The sequence below is a fragment of the Pseudomonas fluorescens group sp. PF-1 genome, from assembly GCF_054481335.1.
In genome coordinates this window covers 2,252,958-2,270,692 of sequence record NZ_JBTMNG010000001.1, presented here as the reverse complement: position 1 = coordinate 2,270,692, position 17,735 = coordinate 2,252,958, and the positions used below count along the sequence as shown (strand labels likewise).

The window sequence follows — 17,735 nt, the reverse complement described above, 5'->3', positions numbered from 1 at the left end:
GATACATACGCAGGCACTGCTGGCCAAATCCCCGTGGGAACGGCGGTCCAACGATTCGACTTGCCCGCGACCTGGCTGGCGGATCTGGCCTATTTGTTGACTGACACTGCGCTATCGCGGGCAAACCCGCTCCCACAGGGGACCTTCGTCGCCTGGAAAAAACGCCATTCGATCAGCGAACTAAACTTAATGCACCCAGGACATGCAAATCGTCCTGAACATCCCCCACGACCACCGCCCAGCGGCGGCTTGCCCAGGCAAACAATGCCTCTGGACTGTGATCCTCTTGAAGGAGCACACGTGATGGACGAGGCCAGACTCAATGACTTCATGGGCAAACTGGTGAGTGACATGGGCGGCGCGGCGATGCTCGCCAACGTCATCCTCGGCGAAGAACTCGGGCTGTACCGAGCCATGGCCGACAGTCAGCCCGTCACCCCTGAAACACTCGCCGGCAAGACCGGCTGCAACCCACGCCTGGTGCGCGAGTGGCTCAGCGCTCACGCCGCCTCCGGCTATATGGAACACACCGACGGACAGTTCCGCCTGCCCGAAGAACAAGCCCTGGCGCTGGCCATCGAGGACTCGCCGGTCTACATCGCCGGTGGAATCGGGGTGGTCGCATCGTTTTTCCATGACAAGGACAAACTGATCAACGCCATGCGCGGCGACGGCGCCCTGCCCTGGGGCGATCACCATCCGTGCATGTTCAGCGGCACGGAGCGGTTCTTCCGTCCAGGCTACAAGGCCCACCTGATCGCCGAATGGCTACCGGCCCTCGATGGCGTGGTGGCCAAGCTGGAAGCCGGGGCGAAAGTGGCAGACATCGGCTGCGGGCATGGCGCCTCCACCGTGATCATGGCCCAGGCCTTTCCCGAGTCGCGATTTGTCGGCTTCGACTACCACGCGCCCTCCGTCACCGTCGCCACCCAGCGCGCCGAAGAAGGTGGCGTGGCCGGTCGGGCGCGATTCTTCCAGGGCACGGCAAAGAGCTACCCCGGCAACGACTATGATCTGGTCTGCTATTTCGACTGCCTGCACGACATGGGCGACCCGGTCGGCGCGGCCAGACATGCCTACGAGTCACTGAAACCGGACGGCACGGTGCTGCTGGTGGAACCCTTCGCCAACGACTCGCTCGATGAAAACATCAATCCGGTCGGTCGTTTGTTCTATGCCGCCTCGACCTTCATCTGCACGCCCAACTCGCTGTCCCAGGAGGTTGGTCTTGGCCTCGGCGCCCAGGCGGGCGAAGCACGGTTGCGCAAGGTGTTCACCGAAGCCGGATTCTCCAGTTTCCGCCGGGCGACGGAAACGCCGTTCAACCTGATTCTTGAAGCACGCAAGTAAGCCCGGTTGCCTTTTGTAGGAGCTGGCTTGCCAGCGAAGATGGGTCAGGTACATTGATGTCGACTGACACACCATCGCGAGCAAGCTCGCTCCTACAGGTTTCCCGACATGCTCGACAGCCTGACCCTCGAACAACTCGACCGGCTCCAGCAGCTCATGGACGATCAACCGTACGTGGTTCTGACCGGTGCCGGGATCAGCACCCCGTCGGGCATTCCGGACTATCGCGACAATCAAGGCGTCCGGCGTGGCCGGCAGCCGATGATGTATCAGGAATTTCTCTCCGCGCCCGAGTCCCGCCGACGTTACTGGGCGCGGGCGATGCTCGGCTGGCCACGGGTGCGCCAGGCCCGGCCGAACGTGGCTCACGACACCCTGGCGCGCTTGCAGAGTACCCGGCAGATCAGCGGCCTGATCACCCAGAATGTCGATACCCTGCACGACCAGGCCGGCAGTCATGATGTGATCGAACTGCACGGCAGCCTGCACCGGGTGCTGTGCCTGGACTGCGCCAAACGCAGCGAACGGGATTCGATCCAGCAACAGATGGAATCACAGAACCCCTATCTGGCAGGCGTTGATGCGGTGCAGGCGCCGGACGGCGACACCTTGCTGGACGCCGCCTTCGAATCCCGCTTTCAAGTACCCCGTTGCCCCTATTGCGCCGGTGAACGGATGAAACCGGACGTGGTGTTCTTTGGCGAAAACGTCGCGCAGGAAACCGCCGCCAAAGCGATGGCTGCGGTGGAAAAGGCGGCCGGGCTATTGGTCGTCGGCTCGTCGTTGATGGCCTATTCGGCATTTCGCCTGTGCCGCGCGGTGGTGGATCAGGGCAAGCCATTGCTGGCGATCAACCTGGGCAAGACGCGGGCCGACGACCTGCTGGACTTGAAGATAGAGATGTCCTGCGAGCAGTTGTTGCCCTTATTGGCACAGCGCCTCACCCACCACTGATGCCACCCAATCCCTGTAGGAGCGAGCCTGCTCGCGATGGACGCCAGGACACCGCGGGCATCCAGATAGCCCGCGTCATCGTTGACGGCCATCGCGAGCAGGCTCGCTCCTACAAGATGGGTGATCAATGTCCTACTGCCTGCCGACTCAGACTTTCTTCTTTAAGCACATCAAACAACGCCTGCGCCGCCGCCGACAGCTCTCCCCCCGGCAACGTCAATACCCCTAGCGCCCGCTCAACCACCGGGTCGCGCAAGGTGATGCACCGCGCGCCCAGTTCGCGCATCTGCCCGGCGCACAAGGCCGGCACCGCGCTCACGCCCAGTCCGCTGGCGACCATCCGTCCGACCGTGGACAACTGATGGCTTTCAAACTCCACCGGCAATTTCATGCCCCGCGCCTGCAAGTGTTCCTCCAGCATTACCCGCACCGTCGAGGGGCGCTGCAAGGTAATGAACGGTTCCTTGAGCAAGGTCTGCCAGTCGATGTCATCCCGCGTGGCCAGCGGCGAGTCAAGGGGCACGACCGCCACAAAGCGGTCAACGTACAACGGCGTGAAATGCAGCGACGAATTCTGGGTCGGTTCGAACGCCACCCCCAGCTCCACCTGGCGGTCACGGACCATTTCCAGCACTTGCTCGTTGATCACGTCGTTCACCGTGACGTTGACTTTCGGGTAGCGCGCGCGAAAGGTCTTGAGGATCGGTGGCAGCAGGTTGCCGGCGAACGACGGCATGGCCGCGAGGGTCACGCGCCCGCGCTGGAGGGTGAAGCGCTGGCGCAATTCATCTTCGGCATTGTCCCAATCGGCAATCAGGCGGCGCGCCAGCGGCACCAGCGATTCACCCTCGGCGGTCAATGCGACATTGCGCGTATTGCGGGTGAACAATCGCCCGCCCAGGCTCTCCTCCAGCGCCTTGATGGTCAGGCTCAGGGCCGACTGAGACAGGTGCAAGCGCTCGCAGGCCACGGCGAAACTCAGACTCTGGGCCACCGCCAGGAAGGCGCGGATCTGCTTGATGGTCAATGTTCGTTGCTCCAGTTGTAAGCTACGAGCTCTAAGCTGCAAGATCGAAAGCAGCAATTTGATGAGTTTTATCAATTAATACAGCCAAAAAAACAACTTAACAAATCAATCTTGCAGCGTGACACTCAACCCCATACGGCTAGCCAGCCGCCCATAAAGAATAAAAGAGGTGCATATGGCAGGTTTCGACAAGCGCGTGAGTTCCTACGAGGAAGCTCTGGCAGGTCTTGAAGACGGCATGACGGTGATCGCCGGCGGCTTCGGCCTGTGCGGGATCCCGGAAAACCTGATCGCCGAGATCAAACGCAAGGGCACACGCGACCTCACCGTGGTCTCCAACAACTGCGGCGTCGACGGCTTCGGGCTCGGCGTATTGTTGACCGACCGCCAGATCAGCAAAGTCGTGGCCTCCTACGTCGGCGAAAACAAGCTGTTCGAAGAGCAACTGCTCAAAGGCGAAATCGAAGTCATCCTGACCCCCCAAGGCACCCTCGCCGAAAAAATGCGCGCAGGCGGCGCCGGCATCCCGGCGTTCTTCACCGCCACCGGCGTCGGCACCCCGGTTGCCGAAGGCAAGGAAGTGCGCGAATTCCATGGCCGCAAGTACCTGATGGAAGAATCCATCACCGGCGACTTCGCCATCGTCAAAGGCTGGAAAGCCGACCATTTCGGTAACGTGGTCTACCGCCACACCGCCCAGAACTTCAACCCGCTGGCCGCCACCGCCGGCAAGATCACCGTGGTCGAAGTCGAGGAAATCGTCGAACCCGGCGAACTGGAGCCGTCGCAGATCCACACCCCTGGCATCTACGTCGACCGGATCATTTGCGGCACGTTCGAGAAGCGCATCGAACAGCGCACCGTGCGTAAGTGATCCCCTGCCCCCGGACCGAATGAAGGAATAACAACAATGGCACTTTCCCGCGAACAAATGGCTCAACGCGTCGCCCGCGAAATGCAGGACGGCTTCTACGTGAACCTGGGCATCGGCATTCCGACCCTGGTCGCCAACTACATCCCCGAAGGCATGGAAGTCATGCTGCAGTCGGAAAACGGCCTGCTCGGCATGGGTCCTTTTCCTACTGAAGAAACCATCGACGCCGACATGATCAATGCCGGCAAACAAACCGTGACCGCCCGTATCGGCGCTTCGATCTTTTCCTCGGCCGAGTCCTTCGCGATGATCCGCGGTGGCCATGTCGACCTGACCGTGCTGGGCGCCTTCGAAGTCGACGTACAAGGCAACATCGCCTCCTGGATGATTCCCGGCAAGCTGGTCAAGGGCATGGGCGGCGCCATGGACCTGGTGGCGGGCGCGGAAAACATCATCGTTATCATGACTCACGCGTCCAAGGACGGTGAGTCCAAGCTGTTGTCCCAATGCAGCCTGCCGCTGACCGGCGCGGGCTGCATCAAGCGCGTGCTGACCGACCTGGCCTACCTGGAAATCCAGGACGGCGCCTTCCATCTCAAGGAACGCGCACCCGGCGTCAGCGTTGAAGAGATCGTTGCCAAAACCGCCGGCAAACTGATCGTGCCGGACCACGTTCCGGAAATGCAGTTCGCTGACCAGTGAGGAATCATTCCATGCAAGAAGTCGTCATTGTTGCCGCCACACGCACCGCCATCGGCAGTTTCCAGGGCTCCCTGGCGAACGTATCCGCCGTTGACCTGGGCGCGGCGGTCATCCGTCAGTTGCTGGCGCAAACCGGCCTGGACCCTGCCCAAGTCGATGAAGTGATCATGGGCCAGGTGCTGACCGCCGGTGCCGGGCAAAACCCTGCGCGCCAGGCGTCGATCAAGGCCGGCCTGCCCTTCGCCGTGCCTGCCATGACCCTGAACAAGGTCTGCGGATCCGGCCTCAAGGCCCTGCACCTGGGCGCCCAGGCCATCCGTTGCGGCGACGCCGACGTGATCATCGCTGGCGGCCAGGAAAACATGAGCCTGTCCAACTACGTCATGCCCGGCGCCCGCACCGGTCTGCGTATGGGTAACGCGCAACTCGTCGACACCATGATCAGCGACGGCCTGTGGGACGCGTTCAACGATTACCACATGGGCATCACCGCCGAAAACCTGGCCGAGAAGTACAGCCTGACCCGCGAGCAGCAGGATGCATTCGCCGCCGCCTCGCAGCAAAAAGCCACCGCCGCCATCGAAGGCGGGCGTTTTGTCGATGAGATCACGCCGATCCTGATTCCCCAGCGCAAGGGCGATCCCCTGTCCTTCGCCACCGATGAGCAACCACGGGCCGGCACCACCGCCGAATCCCTGGGCAAACTCAAGCCAGCCTTCAAAAAGGACGGCTCGGTGACTGCCGGTAACGCTTCGTCGCTCAACGACGGCGCCGCCGCGGTGATCCTGATGAGCGCCGAGAAGGCCAAGGCCTTGGGCCTGCCGGTACTGGCGAAAATCGCGGCCTACGCCAACGCTGGCGTGGACCCGGCGATCATGGGCATCGGCCCGGTGTCGGCCACCCGTCGTTGCCTGGACAAGGCCGGTTGGTCCATCGATCAACTGGACCTGATCGAAGCCAACGAAGCCTTCGCCGCACAATCGCTGGCTGTGGCCAAGGACCTGGAATGGGACTTGAACAAGGTCAACGTCAACGGCGGTGCCATCGCCCTGGGCCACCCGATCGGTGCGTCGGGTTGCCGGGTACTGGTGACGCTGTTGCATGAAATGATCAAGCGTGACGCCAAGAAAGGCCTCGCCACCCTGTGCATCGGTGGTGGTCAGGGCGTGGCACTGGCGCTCGAGCGCGCCTAACGCGTTCAACAGGCTGCACGGGGACCCACGAAGAACCGCCGTAGCCTGGTAAAACGCCCGGTGTGACGCAGGTCACACCGGGTTCTTTTTGCCTGGGTTTCAGGCAAATCTGACCAGGTTCAAAATCGGCAAAGGTCCGCCCGGAAACTGTGCCAGCCTGGCCCCGACACTCAGCGTCCCCAGATCGATCCCGAAGAACCCCACTCGCTCGATCAAGTCCACCACCTGCGCCTTGGCGTCGGCATCGTCACCCGAGACAAACAGCACGCGCCGTCCACCCTCCGCTGCCGGATCACGCTCGAGCAACCCCGCCGCCAGGTGGTTGAAGGCCTTGACCACCCGCGCACCGGGCACCCACTCGGCGAACACTTCGCTGGACATACGGCCTTGCAGATCCACCGCCTTAAACGATGGCGCCTCAATCGAGTTGTTGGCATCGATCACGATCCGCCCATCAAACGCCGGCAGACCCGCCAGAGCGGTCGGCAACTTCGACCAGTTCACCGCCACCAGCACGACAGGCTGTGCGGCCGCCTCTTCACGGGTGCCGGCGCGAGCGGTCGGCCCGAGTTCTGCCACCAGTGACGCCAGGCTTTCAGGACCGCGACTGTTGGCGATGACCAGTTCGATGCCTTGACGCGACAGTGCCCTGGCAAACGCTGCGCCGATTGCGCCGGCGCCGATGATTCCGATGGTGCTCATGGTTTTTCACTCCGAGGGGGTTGTGGTTGGAGTGAATACTGCGCTTGCCATTAGCGCTTGATTAGCCGGTAATAACTTGAATGATCTTCAAGCTTTGTTATCAGGTGTCGATCCATGGAAACCCTCGCCAACCTTGAATCCTTTGTGCGCAGCGCCGAAACGGGGAGTTTTTCCGCGGCCGCGCGGTTGCTCGCACTGACGCCTGCTGCGGTCAGCCGCAATGTGGCAATACTCGAACGCAACATTGGTGTGCGCCTGTTCCAGCGCTCGACACGCAAATTGTCCCTGACGGAAGCCGGGGAAAGCTTTCTGGCCAGCATCGGCGGCAATCTGGAGGCATTGCAAACGGCGATCAGCGCCGTGAGCACCGACCGTGGCGAACCCGCCGGCGTGCTCAAGGTGAGCCTGCCACCGACGTTTGGCATCAGTCATGTGTTGCCATTGCTGCCGGCCTTTCTCGCGCGTTACCCGTTGATCCGCCCCGAATGGCACTTCGAAAATCGCCAGGTGGACTTGATCGCCGAAGGCTATGACGCGGCCATCGGCGGGGCGTTCGAGCTGACGCCGGGGGTGGTTTCAAGGAAACTCGTGGCAGCCGATATTGTGGCCGTGGCCTCCCCTGCGTACCTGGCAGGAAAGCACTTGCCTGCCCACCCTTCAGAGTTGTCTCGACTCAATGGCATCGTGATGCGCGGCAGCCGCACCGGGCGCATTCGCCAATGGCTCATGCAAGATGACGCCGGCCATGAAGCCACGGCCAGCCTGAACGAGAACATCGTGCTCAATGACCCGGCGGCCATGCGAGAGGCGGCGCTTCTTGGCTTGGGCGTCACCCTGCTGGTACTGCCTGATGTCCAGGGGCATATCCAGCGCGGCGAGCTCGTGCGCTTGCTGCCGCACTGGCATGCCGATGCGGGGGCGATTTCGCTGTATTACCCGAGCCGTACGCTGATGCCGGCCAAGACCCGGGTGTTCATTGACTTCATGGTCGAGGCGTTTCACCGCGACAGCGCGTGAGGGTTCATCGCCAGTACCAGAGAACCATTGCTCACTGGCGGTACAAGCTTGCTGTCACTCAACCCAGAAACTGCAGGATCAACCAGCTGTTCGCCCCGCTGATCAGCACGAACAACCCCCACGCCAGCACCCGCGTCGGTAACCGGTTCACGAACGGTCCCATGAGCCTGTGATCGTTGGTCATCCGGATCAGCGGGTACAAGGCAAACGGCAATTGCAGACTCAGCACCACCTGACTGAGCACCAGTAACTTGCCGATGGCATCGTCGCCCATCAGCCACACGCCAATGAACGCGGGGATCAATGCCAGCCCACGGGTGATCAAACGCCGCTGCCAGCAAGGAATCCGCAGGTCGAGGAAGCCTTCCATGATCACTTGGCCGGCAATGGTGCCGGTAAAGGTCGAACTCTGCCCCGAAGCCAGCAGCGCAACGCCGAACAGCACGCTGGCCAACGCCCCGCCCACCAGAGGGTCGAGCAGGTGATAGGCGTCCTGGATATCCACGACATCGGTATGCCCAGTCTGGTGAAACGCCGCGGCAGCGAGAATCAGGATGGCCGCGTTGACCAACAGCGCCAGGGCCAGGGAGCCGATGGTGTCGATGCGCGCCAGTTGCACGGCGTCCTGCTTGCTCGCCAGATCCTTGCCGATGAGCCGGGTCTGTACGATCGACGTGTGCAGGTAGAGGTTATGCGGCATCACCGTGGCCCCGAGAATACCGATGGCCAAATACAGCGGCGCGGCCTCGCCGATGGCGGAGAGTGAAGGCGTGAAACCTCGGGCAACGTCGGGCCAGTAAGGCTTGATCAACAGCAGCTCGACGAAGAAACACGCGCCGATGGTGGCCACCAGCACCAGCATGATCGCTTCCAGACGACGGAAGCCGCGGTTTTGCAGGGCCAGTACCAGCAAGGTATCGAACGCCGTCAGGGCAATGCCGAAGGTCAGCGAACACCCCAGCAGCAAATGGAACGCCAACGCACAGCCCAGCACTTCGGCCAGATCCGTGGCGATGATCGAAACTTCCGCCAGCAGCCACTGCGTGCGCGCCGTCCGCGTGCCGTAGCGCTCCCGGGACAACTGCGCCAGATCACGCCCGGTGGCGATGCCCAGGCGCGAACACAAACATTGCACCACCATCCCCGCCAGACTCGCCAGCAGCACCACGAACAGCAAGCTGTAGCCAAACCGCGAGCCGGCCTCGATGGCGGTCGCCCAGTTGCCCGGGTCCATGTAGCCGATGGACACCAGCAAACCGGGGCCGGCAAAGCGCAGCACACGTTTGAAAAAGGAGGCGTTGGGATCGACGGCAACGCTGCCCGCCACTTCCGGAGGGCAAAACGGTGCGGTGCCGACTTTGGGCAGGCTGAATTTCACGCGTGGGTCCATCTACAGGTGGGAGACGCCCAGCTTAGACGTTTCAGCGTATACGCAAAACCCTGGGGGAGCCGGGTTGGCGGTGATCAGCGTTTCGCTTCCGATTGTGGAGTTGCCGCTTTCGCTGGAAAGCCAGCTCTACAGAGATGTGCAGTAAGGGAGGGAAATGTTGTATACAAAAAATCAACCGCTATAGAGCAATCCACTGTTCGCAATGCTAACGTTGCCGCCTGAAACAAATTGGAGATGTGCGTGTGCTGATGCTCAAACTGCTGGTCATTCCAGGATTCCTGCTGCTCATTTCCCTGGCCGGTAAACGCTGGGGGCCGAGCGTGGCCGGTTGGTTGTCGGGATTGCCGGTGGTGGTCGGGCCGATTCTGTTTTTCCTCGCCATCGAACAAGGTGAAGCCTTCGCCGCGCAATCGGCCATGGCGGCACTGTCGGCGATGTTCGCGATGATCGCCTACTGTGTGACCTATGCGCAGGTCGCCCAACGCACGGGATGGCCACTGGCGCTAACGACTTCACTGCTGGTGTGGGCCACGGCGGCGGTGCTGCTGTCGTTGATCCCGCCGTCGCTGCCACTGTCGGTGATCGCCGCCGCAACGGCACTGTTGGCCGCGCCCCACCTGTTCCCGTCGGTACAGCCGATCCTGTCAGGCCCGGCACCCAAGTCCGACAAACTGCTGCTGCGCATGATCGCCGGCGCCCTGCTGACCCTCGCGGTCACCTTGCTTGCCAGCACCGTGGGTGATCGCTGGAGCGGCCTGCTCGCCGTGTTCCCGGTGCTGGGCAGCGTCATGGCGGTGTTTTCCCAGCAAACCCGGGGGCCGGCGTTTACCGCTGCCCTGCTGCGCGCGACGGCGACCGGGATGTATTCGTTCTCGGCCTTTTGCCTGGTCCTGACGCTGGCATTGCCAGCACTCGGGATGAACGCATTCGTCCTGGGAGTGGCGGTGTCCGTGGCGATGCTGGGGGTGACCAAACGCTTGCTGGCGCGGCCCGTCGACCCGGTGGCGGACGCTGGACGTACCGCCATCAAGCGCTAGTTGCTTCAGGTCAACGAGCGGATACGTTCGATGGTTTCGCACGAGTAGAGCAAAAAACCCGTACGTCAATCGAACGGGTTTCGCTCAACATCAACCTCAGTTCACCACCCACGACTGACTGAGGCCTACACCATGAAATTCTTTTTCCACCCTTCGCCTAATCCGATGAAAGTCGCCCTGCTGCTCGAAGAACTGCAAACGCCTTATGAATTGATCGGCGTCGATACCTTCAAGGGCGAACAACACCTGCCGGCTTTCCTGGCGATCAACCCGAACGCCAAGGTGCCGGCCCTGATCGATGGCGACGCCACGGTATTCGACTCGCAAGCGATCCTGCTGCACCTGGCACACAAACATCAGCGCTTCCTGCCGGCCACCGCTGCCGGCAATGCCGAGCTGCTGTCGTGGCTGATGTTAATCGCCACCGGCCTCTCGCCGTTCTCGGGCCAGGCCGTGCACTTCCTGCACCACGCACCGGAGGACCTGCCCTACGCGAAAAACCGCTACCTCAAGGAAGTCGAGCGCCACTACCGCGTGCTCGACCAGCGTCTGGCCGATCACCCGTACCTGGCCGGCGACTCCTACAGCATCGCCGACATGGCCCTCTGGGGCTGGGCCAATTACGCGCCTTACATCCTTGGCGAAAACGGCCTGGCGGCCTACCCGAACGTCAAGCGCCTGTTCGATGAAATCAGCGCCCGCCCCGCGGCCCAGCGCGCTCACGGCCTGAAAGGGCAACTGGTGCTGAAAGCCGAATTCGACGAAGAAACCCGCCGTAACCTGTTCCCGCAGAACCAGGCTCAATAACCGTTTCCGACGATCAAAGGTGATGAAATGAGTGATCAAGTCGCGTTTATCGTTTACCTGCCCGCCAAACCGGAACGTTTCGACGAAACCCGAGAACGGCTGCTGGACGTCGTGCACCAGATGTCGGCCGAGCCGGATTTCGTCAACACCTGGGTGCACCAACTCCAGGACGACCCGAACACCCTGGTGCTCTACGAAACCTGGAACTGCAGCAAGGAAGACTTCATCACTCGCCACCTGAACAAGCCCTACCGTCAGGCGTATGAACAACGGCTGCCGGAGTTGCTGGCCCGGGAGCGTCGGATCGAGTTTCTGGAGGTGATCAAAAGCTATCCGGTGCGTCGGGAGGATTGACTGCATCAGTCCTTATGGCGAGGGGGCTTTGCCCCCGTTTGGCGGCACAGCCGTCGAAAAACTTGCCAGTGCGCTGCAGCTGGAAAAATACAGGGACCACTTTCCACACCAACGCAAGCAAGTTCCCTCGCCACAGGTACATCAGTCACCGTCCGTTAGTCCGTACTGGAACCCACCATAACCTCCATGGGATGATCGCCGCCCCATCGCGCGTCCATCCCTGGAGATTTCGAATGTCACTGTTGAGTAAAAAAGCCGTTGTTCTGTTGCTGGCAGCGGCGACCAGTCTTGGGGCCTTGAATGCGTACGCCGCCAAGGCAACGGCCAAGGACACCGCGACGGCGCAAAAAGTCTCCCTGCTCGACGGCAAGTTCACCTTCACCCTGCCCAAAGGCTTCGTCGCCAGCCCGCTGCCGACCAGCCCCACCGGTGCGAGCGGCACCATGTACAGCAACGAGACCACCAAGACCGTGGTGATCGCCGCTGAAAACAGCCTGCCGGAAGGGGTCAAGGTCAAGGACAACGACGGCGAGTTTCTAGACGGCACCGCAGCCGACTTCGACGCCGCGCAACGCAAGGCCCTGCCGGATTACAACAAACTCAGCGAAAAAAGCCTGACCCTGAAAAAAACCGGACTGGGCCTGCGCCAGGTCGACAGCACCGCCACCCAGGGCGGTGGTCAGACCCTCAATACGACGTTGATGGCGGCGTCCGGCAGTCACATGACCGTGGTCCGGGTGATTTCCCGTCCCGGCGACATGGCTGCCCACGAAACCCTGATCAAGCAGATCGTCAGCGGCAAATGAACATCAAGGATTGAGGCGCTGCAACCAGGCACTCAAATCCTTCACCTCGTCGGCGCTGATGTTGTGGCCAACCCCTTGGTAGGCGTGAAACTCAGGTTCGAGTGACGCGCTCTTGAGCAGGCTGTCGGCGTCGGTGCCGTCACTGAACGGCAGGCGTTTATCCGCCGTGCCATGCCCGATGAAAATCGCCAGCGACTGGCGTTTTTCATCCGGTTGCAGCTCCGATTTGAGCACCGGCAGAATCCGTCCGCTCAACGCCGCGATCCCGCCCACCGCTTCGGGGTGGCGCAGGGCGACCTCGTAAGACATGATCGCGCCCTGGCTGAATCCCACCAGAAACACCTTGTCCGCCTCGGTGTGATATTTCTTCGCCGCCTGGGCGACGAAATCCAGCAGCAATTGGGCGCTGGTCTTCAGATCATCTGTCTCGCCGTTGTAGGCACCTTCCCCCTTCTTGCGAAACCACTGGTAACTGCCCTCTTCCATCACCATCGGCGCACGGACCGACAGGTAGGTGTATTGCGCGGGCAAGTCATCCTTGATGCCGAACAGATCCTGCTCGTTACTGCCGTAACCGTGGAGAAAAATTACCAGGGGTTGATCGCGGGAATCGACGTTGGCCTGCTCCAGGTACTTGAGCGGCAGATCGGTTTGCAACGGGGCTTGAGCGTGGACAGCGGCGGACGCCAGCAACGTGAGCAGAGCAAGAAATTTCAACATGGACCTTCCTTCACAGTGCGCAGGATTCGGGACAGAGCCTAACATCTCTTCCCGGCTACGCACTCCCCTGCGAAGGCGTTAGCTTGCCAGCGATGGCGATCTCAGCAACCCCATTGCGGGCAAGCCAGCGCCTGCAGGCGAATCGGCTCAGTCGTTGATCAGCTTGCCGACCCGGATCGGATCTCGTCCGGCGACCTTCGCCTGCCAGGTGCCTGGCTGCGTGTAACGGCCGCGGTCGATGGCGAACAACACGCCGCTGGTGCCGGCACAAACCGTGGTGACCTTGTCGTTCAACGGGTCGACCACTTCAAACAGCGCATCGCCCTTCTCCACCCACTCACCGGCATCGCGCAGGAAGCTGACCACGCCGTGATGGGGTGCGAACAGGTATTCGGTGCCTTCGAACGGCATGCCTTCGCAGCATTCGACAGGCGCCTCTGGCCAGGTGCCCTGGATGAAACCCTGTTCGGCGAGGAAGCCGAGAATGGCTTCGCAATTGGCCTGGGCCTGATCAACGCGGGTGTCGCCCATGCTGCCCAGCTCCAGGGTGGTCGCCAGGTTGGCCGGTGGGATGGCCGCCTCGGGGAACGCCCTGGCCAGACGCAACCATGGCGAGGAACAAGACTCGTCGAACGAGCTACCGCCAGAATCTTCGCACAGCAACGCGACACCGGCCTTCAGGCGCGCAGCCAGGGATCGCCACTGCGGCCAGTGTTGCGGCAGGGCGTAAATGTGGATTGCCGCCTCGAAGTCGCAATGCAGGTCGAGGGTGATATCCGCGTCGCAAGCGTGGCGCAGCAACAGGCGATGCATGGCTTCCAGCTGCGAAGCCGGGCTCGGCAGACCGTCGAGCACTTGGCCCATGGTTTGGCGAATCAGCGCGATATTGGCCTCGGCATCGCTGCCCAGGCGATCACCGATCAACTGCGCCACCGGTGCGCTGAGTTCGACGAACGAGCGGTTGAAGTTCTTGCCGCTGCCCAGTTCGAAGCGGCCCATGTGGCTGCCTTGCAGATGCTGATCCAGCCCAATGGGGTTGGCCACCGGTACCAGTTCGATCACACCCTGCAACCGGCCCTGGTTTTCCAGCTCGGCCAGGCGCTTTTTCAGTTCCCAGGCGGTACGCATGCCGGGTAACTCGTCGGCGTGCAGGCTGGCCTGGATGTAGACCTTGCGAGTGCCCGCGCCATAACGGAACACGCTGAGGGTGCGTTCGGTTCCCAGATGGCTCCAGGGCAGAGTGTGATTGATGCGTTGCATGGGGCGCTCCGATGTCAGCGGCACCAAGATCCCTTGTGGGAGCGAGCAAGCTCGCTCCCACAAGGGATCGCGGCCTGATTGCAAATCATAAAAAATGGCAACCGCGTCAACGGTTGCCACCTTTTTGCACGGTTCGATTACTCGCCGTAAACGTCAAACTTGAAGTACTTGTCCTGCACTTGCTTGTACTTGCCGTTGGCGCGGATTTCGGTGATAGCGGTGTTGAACTTGTCCGCCAGTTCCTTATCGCCTTTGCGCACGGCAATGCCAGCGCCGCCACCGAAATATTTCGGATCGTTGTACTCAGGGCCTACGAACGCGAAACCTTTACCGGCGTCGGTTTTCAGGAAACCGTCGTCCAGGTTGACCGAGTCGGCCAGCAGCGCATCAACGCGTCCCGAGACCATGTCTAGGTTGGCTTCCTGCTGGGAGCCGTAACGCACCAGGACAATGCCGGCCGGTTGCAGCACTTCAGTGGCGAAGCGGTCATGGGTACTGGCGCGCAGCACACCGACTTTCTTGCCTTTGAGTTCGGTCAGCGGGTCCTTCACATCGGAGCCTTCCTTCATCACGAAGCGCGCCGGGGTGTGGTAGTACTTGATGGTGAAATCGACGTTCTTCTTGCGGTCGTCGGTGATGGTCATGGACGACAGGATGGCGTCGATTTTCTTGACCTTCAGTGCCGGGATCAGGCCGTCGAACTCTTGCTCGACCCACGTGCACTTCACTTTCATCTGCTCGCACAGGGCGTCGCCGATGTCCACGTCAAAACCGGTCAGTTTGCCGTCAGGGGTTTTCATCGAGAACGGTGGGTAACCGGCTTCGATACCGATACGGATCGGCTTGGCGTCTTCGGCCACGGCGGTCAGGGACAGCATCGACAGTGCCAGGGCACCGAACATCACTAGCTTCTTCATTTATAACTCCTGTGTGCGGAGGCTTTTATTGGCAGCTTTCGGTCGGTAGCTTGTGGCTGGTAAAGACCGAAGTGGTCGGCAGTCTAGAGTGGCTTCAGGAGGGCAAATGGTGTTTAAGCGACAAATACTTACATAAAAGTGGCCGCAGGAATAAAGGCCAATGGGGTGTGCGCCATCGCGGTGCAAAGGCTGTCAGACAATCCGCCCAATCGAAAAAAAACTTACAAGAATTCAGCTATTTTCCGACCCAAGAATCGCGCTGGCGACCGGGCACTTTTTGCGGCACATTGACCGCCTACCTGCCCCTGAAGAGATGCGTGATGCCGTCCTTGAATCTGATCCAGCACCATCCTGCTGAAGGTCCCGGCGCTATTGCCCTGTGGGCCGAATCCCGTGGTTTGACCCTGAACGTATTTCGCGCCGACCTCGGCCAGTTGCCGCCCGTGAGTGCAGCCCCCGTGATTCTGTTGGGTGGGCCTCATGAGGCCAACGCCGGGCCAGAATGGCTGGAAACCGAACGTCAGTGGCTGGCGGCCAGCCTGGATCAAGGCGCAGCGGTGTTTGCGATTTGCCTGGGGGCGCAGTTACTGGCACTGAGTCTGGGCGGGAATGTGCGGCGGATGGACAGAATGGAAACCGGATGGACGCCCGTGACTTTTGTCGATGGCCAGTCGCTGCAGGTGCTGGAGTGGCACGAAGACGCCATCGACCTGCCACCGAATGCGCAACTGCTGGCCAGCAGCATGCAGTGCGAACAACAGATGTACCGCGCCGGGCCGACTCGGGTGGGCCTGCAGTTTCATCCGGAGTGGAACGCCGAATCGGTGGCTGTTCTGAATGAGCATTTTGCGGATGAATCGCCATTGCCGCGGGGTCAGCAGGACAGCGCCGCCCATGCAACCGTGTTCGAGTGGTTGCAGGCGACGCTGGATGGGTGGCGGGACGCGTCGTCAGGCACACGCTGAACCTGTAAACCTGGGTACGCGATCGTCAAGAGCATTGAGTCGACTGATGTGGGGCCGTTTCGCGGCCCAGCGGGAACAAGCTCCCTCGCCACCGTTGTTCAGCATTCACATCCAATGGGCGCTGTGGCTGGAGGTTGCACCGCGACGCTCAATTTAAATCCTTCATCCAGCCACCCTGTCACGCCACCGATCATCTCTTTGACCGGATAACCCAGCGCCGCCAGTTTCACCGCTGCCTTGTTCGCGCCATTGCAGTGAGGGCCGGCGCAATAGACCACGAACAGGGTGTTTTTCGGGTAAGCCGCCAGGCCTTCAGCGCTGAGCAATCGCCGCGGAACATTGATCGCCCCCGGTACATGCCCACGTTCGAAGGCCAGCGGGCCGCGCACGTCCAACAGAATGAAATCAACTTCGCCAGCGGCCTGACTGCCATGGACGTCGGAGCAATCGGTTTCGAACGTCAGGCGATTGCTGAAGTGCATCAGGGCAATGGCCGAGGGGGCGGCGGGAATTTCGCGAACCAGGCTGGTCATGGGCAGTACTCCTAAATGTCGTTGGGTGTGAACACACTTTATCCGCCTGCCCATTGCGGCTAAAGTGGCGCACAAGACACTCACCGGGAATTTTACGCCAAATGCAGCCTACCCCAGGATCGGTCGCCATTCTGGCCTACGACGGCCTCTGTACGTTCGAGTTCGGCATCGCCGTCGAGATCTTCGGCCTGGCGCGGCCGGAGTTCGATTTCCCTTGGTACGAGCACTGCGTCGCCGCTGTCGATCAAGGACCGATGCGCGCCATGGGTGGCATCCAGGTGCTGGCCGATGGCGGCCTGGAACTGCTCGAACAGGCCCGGACCATCATCATTCCCGGCTGGCGCGATCGCCAGGCAGCGGTGCCCGAGGCACTGCTCGCCGCGCTGCGCCAGGCCCATGCCCGGGGCGCACGGTTGCTGTCGATCTGTTCCGGGGTGTTCGTGCTGGCCGCCACCGGGTTGCTCGATGGTCACCGTGCGACCACACACTGGCGCTACACCACGGAGCTGGCGCAACGCTTTCCGAACATTCTGGTGGACCCCGATGTGTTGTATGTCGATTCAGGCCAGTTGATTACCTCGGCGGGCAGCGCTGCCGGCATCGACGCGTGCCTGCATCTGGTGGCTCGGGATTTCGGCACACAAGTGGCCAATTCGGTGGCACGGCGGCTGGTGATGTCGCCGCAACGCACCGGTGGCCAGGCGCAATTCATTCCGACACCGGTCAGTCCCGCGCCGCGCAGTGATCTTTCCCGCGTCATGCAGTGGGCACGGGAGCGTTTGCATGAGCCGCTGGAAGTACGTGACCTGGCCAGCGAAGCGGCCATGAGCGAGCGGACCTTCCTGCGCCGCTTCAGCGAAGCCAGCGGCCAGTCACCCAAGGCCTGGCTGCAACATGAACGCCTGGGCCGCGCCCGCGAACTGCTGGAAAGCACCGATCAAAACACCGAGCAGGTTGCCCTGCGCTGTGGTTATCGTTCGGTGGAGAGCTTCCGGGTGGCGTTTCGCAGCGTGGTCGGTGTACCGCCGTCGGTGTATCGGGAGCGGTTTGGGCGTGGGGTCAAGGCCCTTTCTTGAGGTGGCCTTGTGGGCTCCATCGTCAGAACGCCGCCCGAACAGACAGGAAAA

Annotated in this window: 19 protein-coding genes; 12 read left to right on the top strand and 7 right to left on the bottom strand. The window is 61.5% G+C overall.

Annotated elements, in window-relative coordinates:
- Window positions 1-303: 303 nt before the first annotated feature.
- Together ACX3YD_RS10835 and ACX3YD_RS10830 are read left to right on the top strand one after the other, a co-directional pair.
- Complete coding sequence (locus ACX3YD_RS10835) at window positions 304-1,350, top strand: class I SAM-dependent methyltransferase (protein ID WP_103405441.1); 1,047 nt, start codon at window positions 304-306, stop codon at window positions 1,348-1,350.
- Window positions 1,351-1,458: 108 nt separating this feature from the next.
- Complete coding sequence (locus tag ACX3YD_RS10830; RefSeq protein ID WP_458959919.1) at window positions 1,459-2,304, top strand: NAD-dependent protein deacetylase; 846 nt, start codon at window positions 1,459-1,461, stop codon at window positions 2,302-2,304.
- 124 nt (window positions 2,305-2,428) lie between these two features.
- On the opposite strand, the gene ACX3YD_RS10825 is transcribed toward ACX3YD_RS10830, so the two are convergent.
- Entirely contained in the window at window positions 2,429-3,331 is a 903-nt protein-coding gene (locus tag ACX3YD_RS10825; RefSeq protein WP_047530549.1) for a LysR family transcriptional regulator, read from the bottom strand.
- 175 nt (window positions 3,332-3,506) lie between these two features.
- Between ACX3YD_RS10825 and ACX3YD_RS10820 the strand changes: the two genes are divergently transcribed.
- From ACX3YD_RS10820 to ACX3YD_RS10810, 3 genes are read left to right on the top strand one after another with little or no spacing between them, the layout of a single operon-like run.
- Window positions 3,507-4,205, top strand: a complete 699-nt coding sequence (locus tag ACX3YD_RS10820) for a CoA transferase subunit A (RefSeq protein ID WP_090462978.1) — start codon at window positions 3,507-3,509, stop codon at window positions 4,203-4,205.
- A gap of 36 nt (window positions 4,206-4,241) precedes the next feature.
- Complete coding sequence (locus ACX3YD_RS10815; RefSeq protein WP_047530552.1) at window positions 4,242-4,907, top strand: CoA transferase subunit B; 666 nt, start codon at window positions 4,242-4,244, stop codon at window positions 4,905-4,907.
- An 11-nt stretch (window positions 4,908-4,918) separates the two neighbouring features.
- Complete coding sequence (locus ACX3YD_RS10810; RefSeq protein WP_458959918.1) at window positions 4,919-6,100, top strand: acetyl-CoA C-acetyltransferase; 1,182 nt, start codon at window positions 4,919-4,921, stop codon at window positions 6,098-6,100.
- A gap of 99 nt (window positions 6,101-6,199) precedes the next feature.
- On the opposite strand, the gene ACX3YD_RS10805 is transcribed toward ACX3YD_RS10810, so the two are convergent.
- Window positions 6,200-6,802: an NADPH-dependent F420 reductase gene (locus ACX3YD_RS10805; RefSeq protein ID WP_103405445.1), complete on the bottom strand. Its 603-nt coding sequence runs from the start codon at window positions 6,800-6,802 to the stop codon at window positions 6,200-6,202.
- 114 nt (window positions 6,803-6,916) lie between these two features.
- On the opposite strand from ACX3YD_RS10805, the gene ACX3YD_RS10800 reads away from it, so the two are divergent.
- Window positions 6,917-7,819, top strand: coding sequence for a LysR substrate-binding domain-containing protein (locus tag ACX3YD_RS10800; protein ID WP_458959917.1), 903 nt, complete (start codon window positions 6,917-6,919; stop codon window positions 7,817-7,819).
- A 58-nt stretch (window positions 7,820-7,877) separates the two neighbouring features.
- Here the strand turns inward: ACX3YD_RS10800 and ACX3YD_RS10795 are convergent, their stop codons facing one another.
- Window positions 7,878-9,197 (bottom strand): Nramp family divalent metal transporter, encoded by a 1,320-nt coding sequence (locus ACX3YD_RS10795; RefSeq protein WP_103405447.1) that lies wholly within the window; start codon window positions 9,195-9,197, stop codon window positions 7,878-7,880.
- A gap of 254 nt (window positions 9,198-9,451) precedes the next feature.
- Between ACX3YD_RS10795 and ACX3YD_RS10790 the strand changes: the two genes are divergently transcribed.
- From ACX3YD_RS10790 to ACX3YD_RS10775, 4 genes are all read left to right on the top strand, one after another.
- Complete coding sequence (locus tag ACX3YD_RS10790; RefSeq protein WP_458959916.1) at window positions 9,452-10,246, top strand: hypothetical protein; 795 nt, start codon at window positions 9,452-9,454, stop codon at window positions 10,244-10,246.
- Between the two features lie 132 nt (window positions 10,247-10,378).
- Window positions 10,379-11,053 carry a glutathione S-transferase family protein gene (locus tag ACX3YD_RS10785; protein ID WP_458959915.1) on the top strand — a complete coding sequence of 225 codons (675 nt, stop codon included), beginning with the start codon at window positions 10,379-10,381 and terminating at the stop codon, window positions 11,051-11,053.
- A 27-nt stretch (window positions 11,054-11,080) separates the two neighbouring features.
- On the top strand, window positions 11,081-11,407 hold the full coding sequence (locus tag ACX3YD_RS10780; protein WP_458959914.1) for a putative quinol monooxygenase: 327 nt from the start codon (window positions 11,081-11,083) through the stop codon (window positions 11,405-11,407).
- A 233-nt stretch (window positions 11,408-11,640) separates the two neighbouring features.
- Window positions 11,641-12,213 (top strand): DcrB/PsbP domain-containing protein, encoded by a 573-nt coding sequence (locus tag ACX3YD_RS10775; RefSeq protein WP_103405452.1) that lies wholly within the window; start codon window positions 11,641-11,643, stop codon window positions 12,211-12,213.
- Window positions 12,214-12,216: 3 nt separating this feature from the next.
- On the opposite strand, the gene ACX3YD_RS10770 is transcribed toward ACX3YD_RS10775, so the two are convergent.
- The 3 genes from ACX3YD_RS10770 to ACX3YD_RS10760 all read right to left on the bottom strand — a co-directional run bounded on the left by ACX3YD_RS10770 (window position 12,217) and on the right by ACX3YD_RS10760 (window position 15,110).
- Window positions 12,217-12,933, bottom strand: a complete 717-nt coding sequence (locus ACX3YD_RS10770) for an alpha/beta hydrolase (RefSeq protein ID WP_103405453.1) — start codon at window positions 12,931-12,933, stop codon at window positions 12,217-12,219.
- Window positions 12,934-13,080: 147 nt separating this feature from the next.
- Entirely contained in the window at window positions 13,081-14,193 is a 1,113-nt protein-coding gene (locus tag ACX3YD_RS10765; RefSeq protein WP_458959913.1) for a succinylglutamate desuccinylase/aspartoacylase family protein, read from the bottom strand.
- A gap of 137 nt (window positions 14,194-14,330) precedes the next feature.
- A complete protein-coding gene (locus ACX3YD_RS10760) occupies window positions 14,331-15,110 on the bottom strand; it encodes an ABC transporter substrate-binding protein (RefSeq protein WP_047530580.1) in 780 nt (259 codons plus the stop codon).
- A 320-nt stretch (window positions 15,111-15,430) separates the two neighbouring features.
- On the opposite strand from ACX3YD_RS10760, the gene ACX3YD_RS10755 reads away from it, so the two are divergent.
- Window positions 15,431-16,075 carry a type 1 glutamine amidotransferase gene (locus tag ACX3YD_RS10755; RefSeq protein ID WP_103405481.1) on the top strand — a complete coding sequence of 215 codons (645 nt, stop codon included), beginning with the start codon at window positions 15,431-15,433 and terminating at the stop codon, window positions 16,073-16,075.
- A 98-nt stretch (window positions 16,076-16,173) separates the two neighbouring features.
- On the opposite strand, the gene ACX3YD_RS10750 is transcribed toward ACX3YD_RS10755, so the two are convergent.
- Window positions 16,174-16,608 carry a rhodanese-like domain-containing protein gene (locus tag ACX3YD_RS10750; protein ID WP_047530586.1) on the bottom strand — a complete coding sequence of 145 codons (435 nt, stop codon included), beginning with the start codon at window positions 16,606-16,608 and terminating at the stop codon, window positions 16,174-16,176.
- A gap of 101 nt (window positions 16,609-16,709) precedes the next feature.
- Between ACX3YD_RS10750 and ftrA the strand changes: the two genes are divergently transcribed.
- Window positions 16,710-17,684, top strand: coding sequence for a transcriptional regulator FtrA (gene ftrA / locus ACX3YD_RS10745; protein WP_103405455.1), 975 nt, complete (start codon window positions 16,710-16,712; stop codon window positions 17,682-17,684).
- Window positions 17,685-17,735 lie beyond the last annotated feature (51 nt).

What these genes read in the sequence shown, in the direction of transcription:
- ACX3YD_RS10835 (WP_103405441.1), top strand. Translation starts at nt 304, where the DNA reads ATGGACGAGGCCAGACTCAATGACTTCATGGGCAAACTGGTGAGTGAC.
- ACX3YD_RS10830 (WP_458959919.1), top strand. Translation starts at nt 1,459, where the DNA reads ATGCTCGACAGCCTGACCCTCGAACAACTCGACCGGCTCCAGCAGCTC.
- ACX3YD_RS10820 (WP_090462978.1), top strand. Translation starts at nt 3,507, where the DNA reads ATGGCAGGTTTCGACAAGCGCGTGAGTTCCTACGAGGAAGCTCTGGCA.
- ACX3YD_RS10815 (WP_047530552.1), top strand. Translation starts at nt 4,242, where the DNA reads ATGGCACTTTCCCGCGAACAAATGGCTCAACGCGTCGCCCGCGAAATG.
- ACX3YD_RS10810 (WP_458959918.1), top strand. Translation starts at nt 4,919, where the DNA reads ATGCAAGAAGTCGTCATTGTTGCCGCCACACGCACCGCCATCGGCAGT.
- ACX3YD_RS10805 (WP_103405445.1), bottom strand. Translation starts at nt 6,802, where the DNA reads ATGAGCACCATCGGAATCATCGGCGCCGGCGCAATCGGCGCAGCGTTT.
- ACX3YD_RS10800 (WP_458959917.1), top strand. Translation starts at nt 6,917, where the DNA reads ATGGAAACCCTCGCCAACCTTGAATCCTTTGTGCGCAGCGCCGAAACG.
- ACX3YD_RS10785 (WP_458959915.1), top strand. Translation starts at nt 10,379, where the DNA reads ATGAAATTCTTTTTCCACCCTTCGCCTAATCCGATGAAAGTCGCCCTG.
- ACX3YD_RS10780 (WP_458959914.1), top strand. Translation starts at nt 11,081, where the DNA reads ATGAGTGATCAAGTCGCGTTTATCGTTTACCTGCCCGCCAAACCGGAA.
- ACX3YD_RS10775 (WP_103405452.1), top strand. Translation starts at nt 11,641, where the DNA reads ATGTCACTGTTGAGTAAAAAAGCCGTTGTTCTGTTGCTGGCAGCGGCG.
- ACX3YD_RS10770 (WP_103405453.1), bottom strand. Translation starts at nt 12,933, where the DNA reads ATGTTGAAATTTCTTGCTCTGCTCACGTTGCTGGCGTCCGCCGCTGTC.
- ACX3YD_RS10765 (WP_458959913.1), bottom strand. Translation starts at nt 14,193, where the DNA reads ATGCAACGCATCAATCACACTCTGCCCTGGAGCCATCTGGGAACCGAA.
- ACX3YD_RS10760 (WP_047530580.1), bottom strand. Translation starts at nt 15,110, where the DNA reads ATGAAGAAGCTAGTGATGTTCGGTGCCCTGGCACTGTCGATGCTGTCC.
- ACX3YD_RS10755 (WP_103405481.1), top strand. Translation starts at nt 15,431, where the DNA reads ATGCCGTCCTTGAATCTGATCCAGCACCATCCTGCTGAAGGTCCCGGC.
- ACX3YD_RS10750 (WP_047530586.1), bottom strand. Translation starts at nt 16,608, where the DNA reads ATGACCAGCCTGGTTCGCGAAATTCCCGCCGCCCCCTCGGCCATTGCC.
- ftrA (WP_103405455.1), top strand. Translation starts at nt 16,710, where the DNA reads ATGCAGCCTACCCCAGGATCGGTCGCCATTCTGGCCTACGACGGCCTC.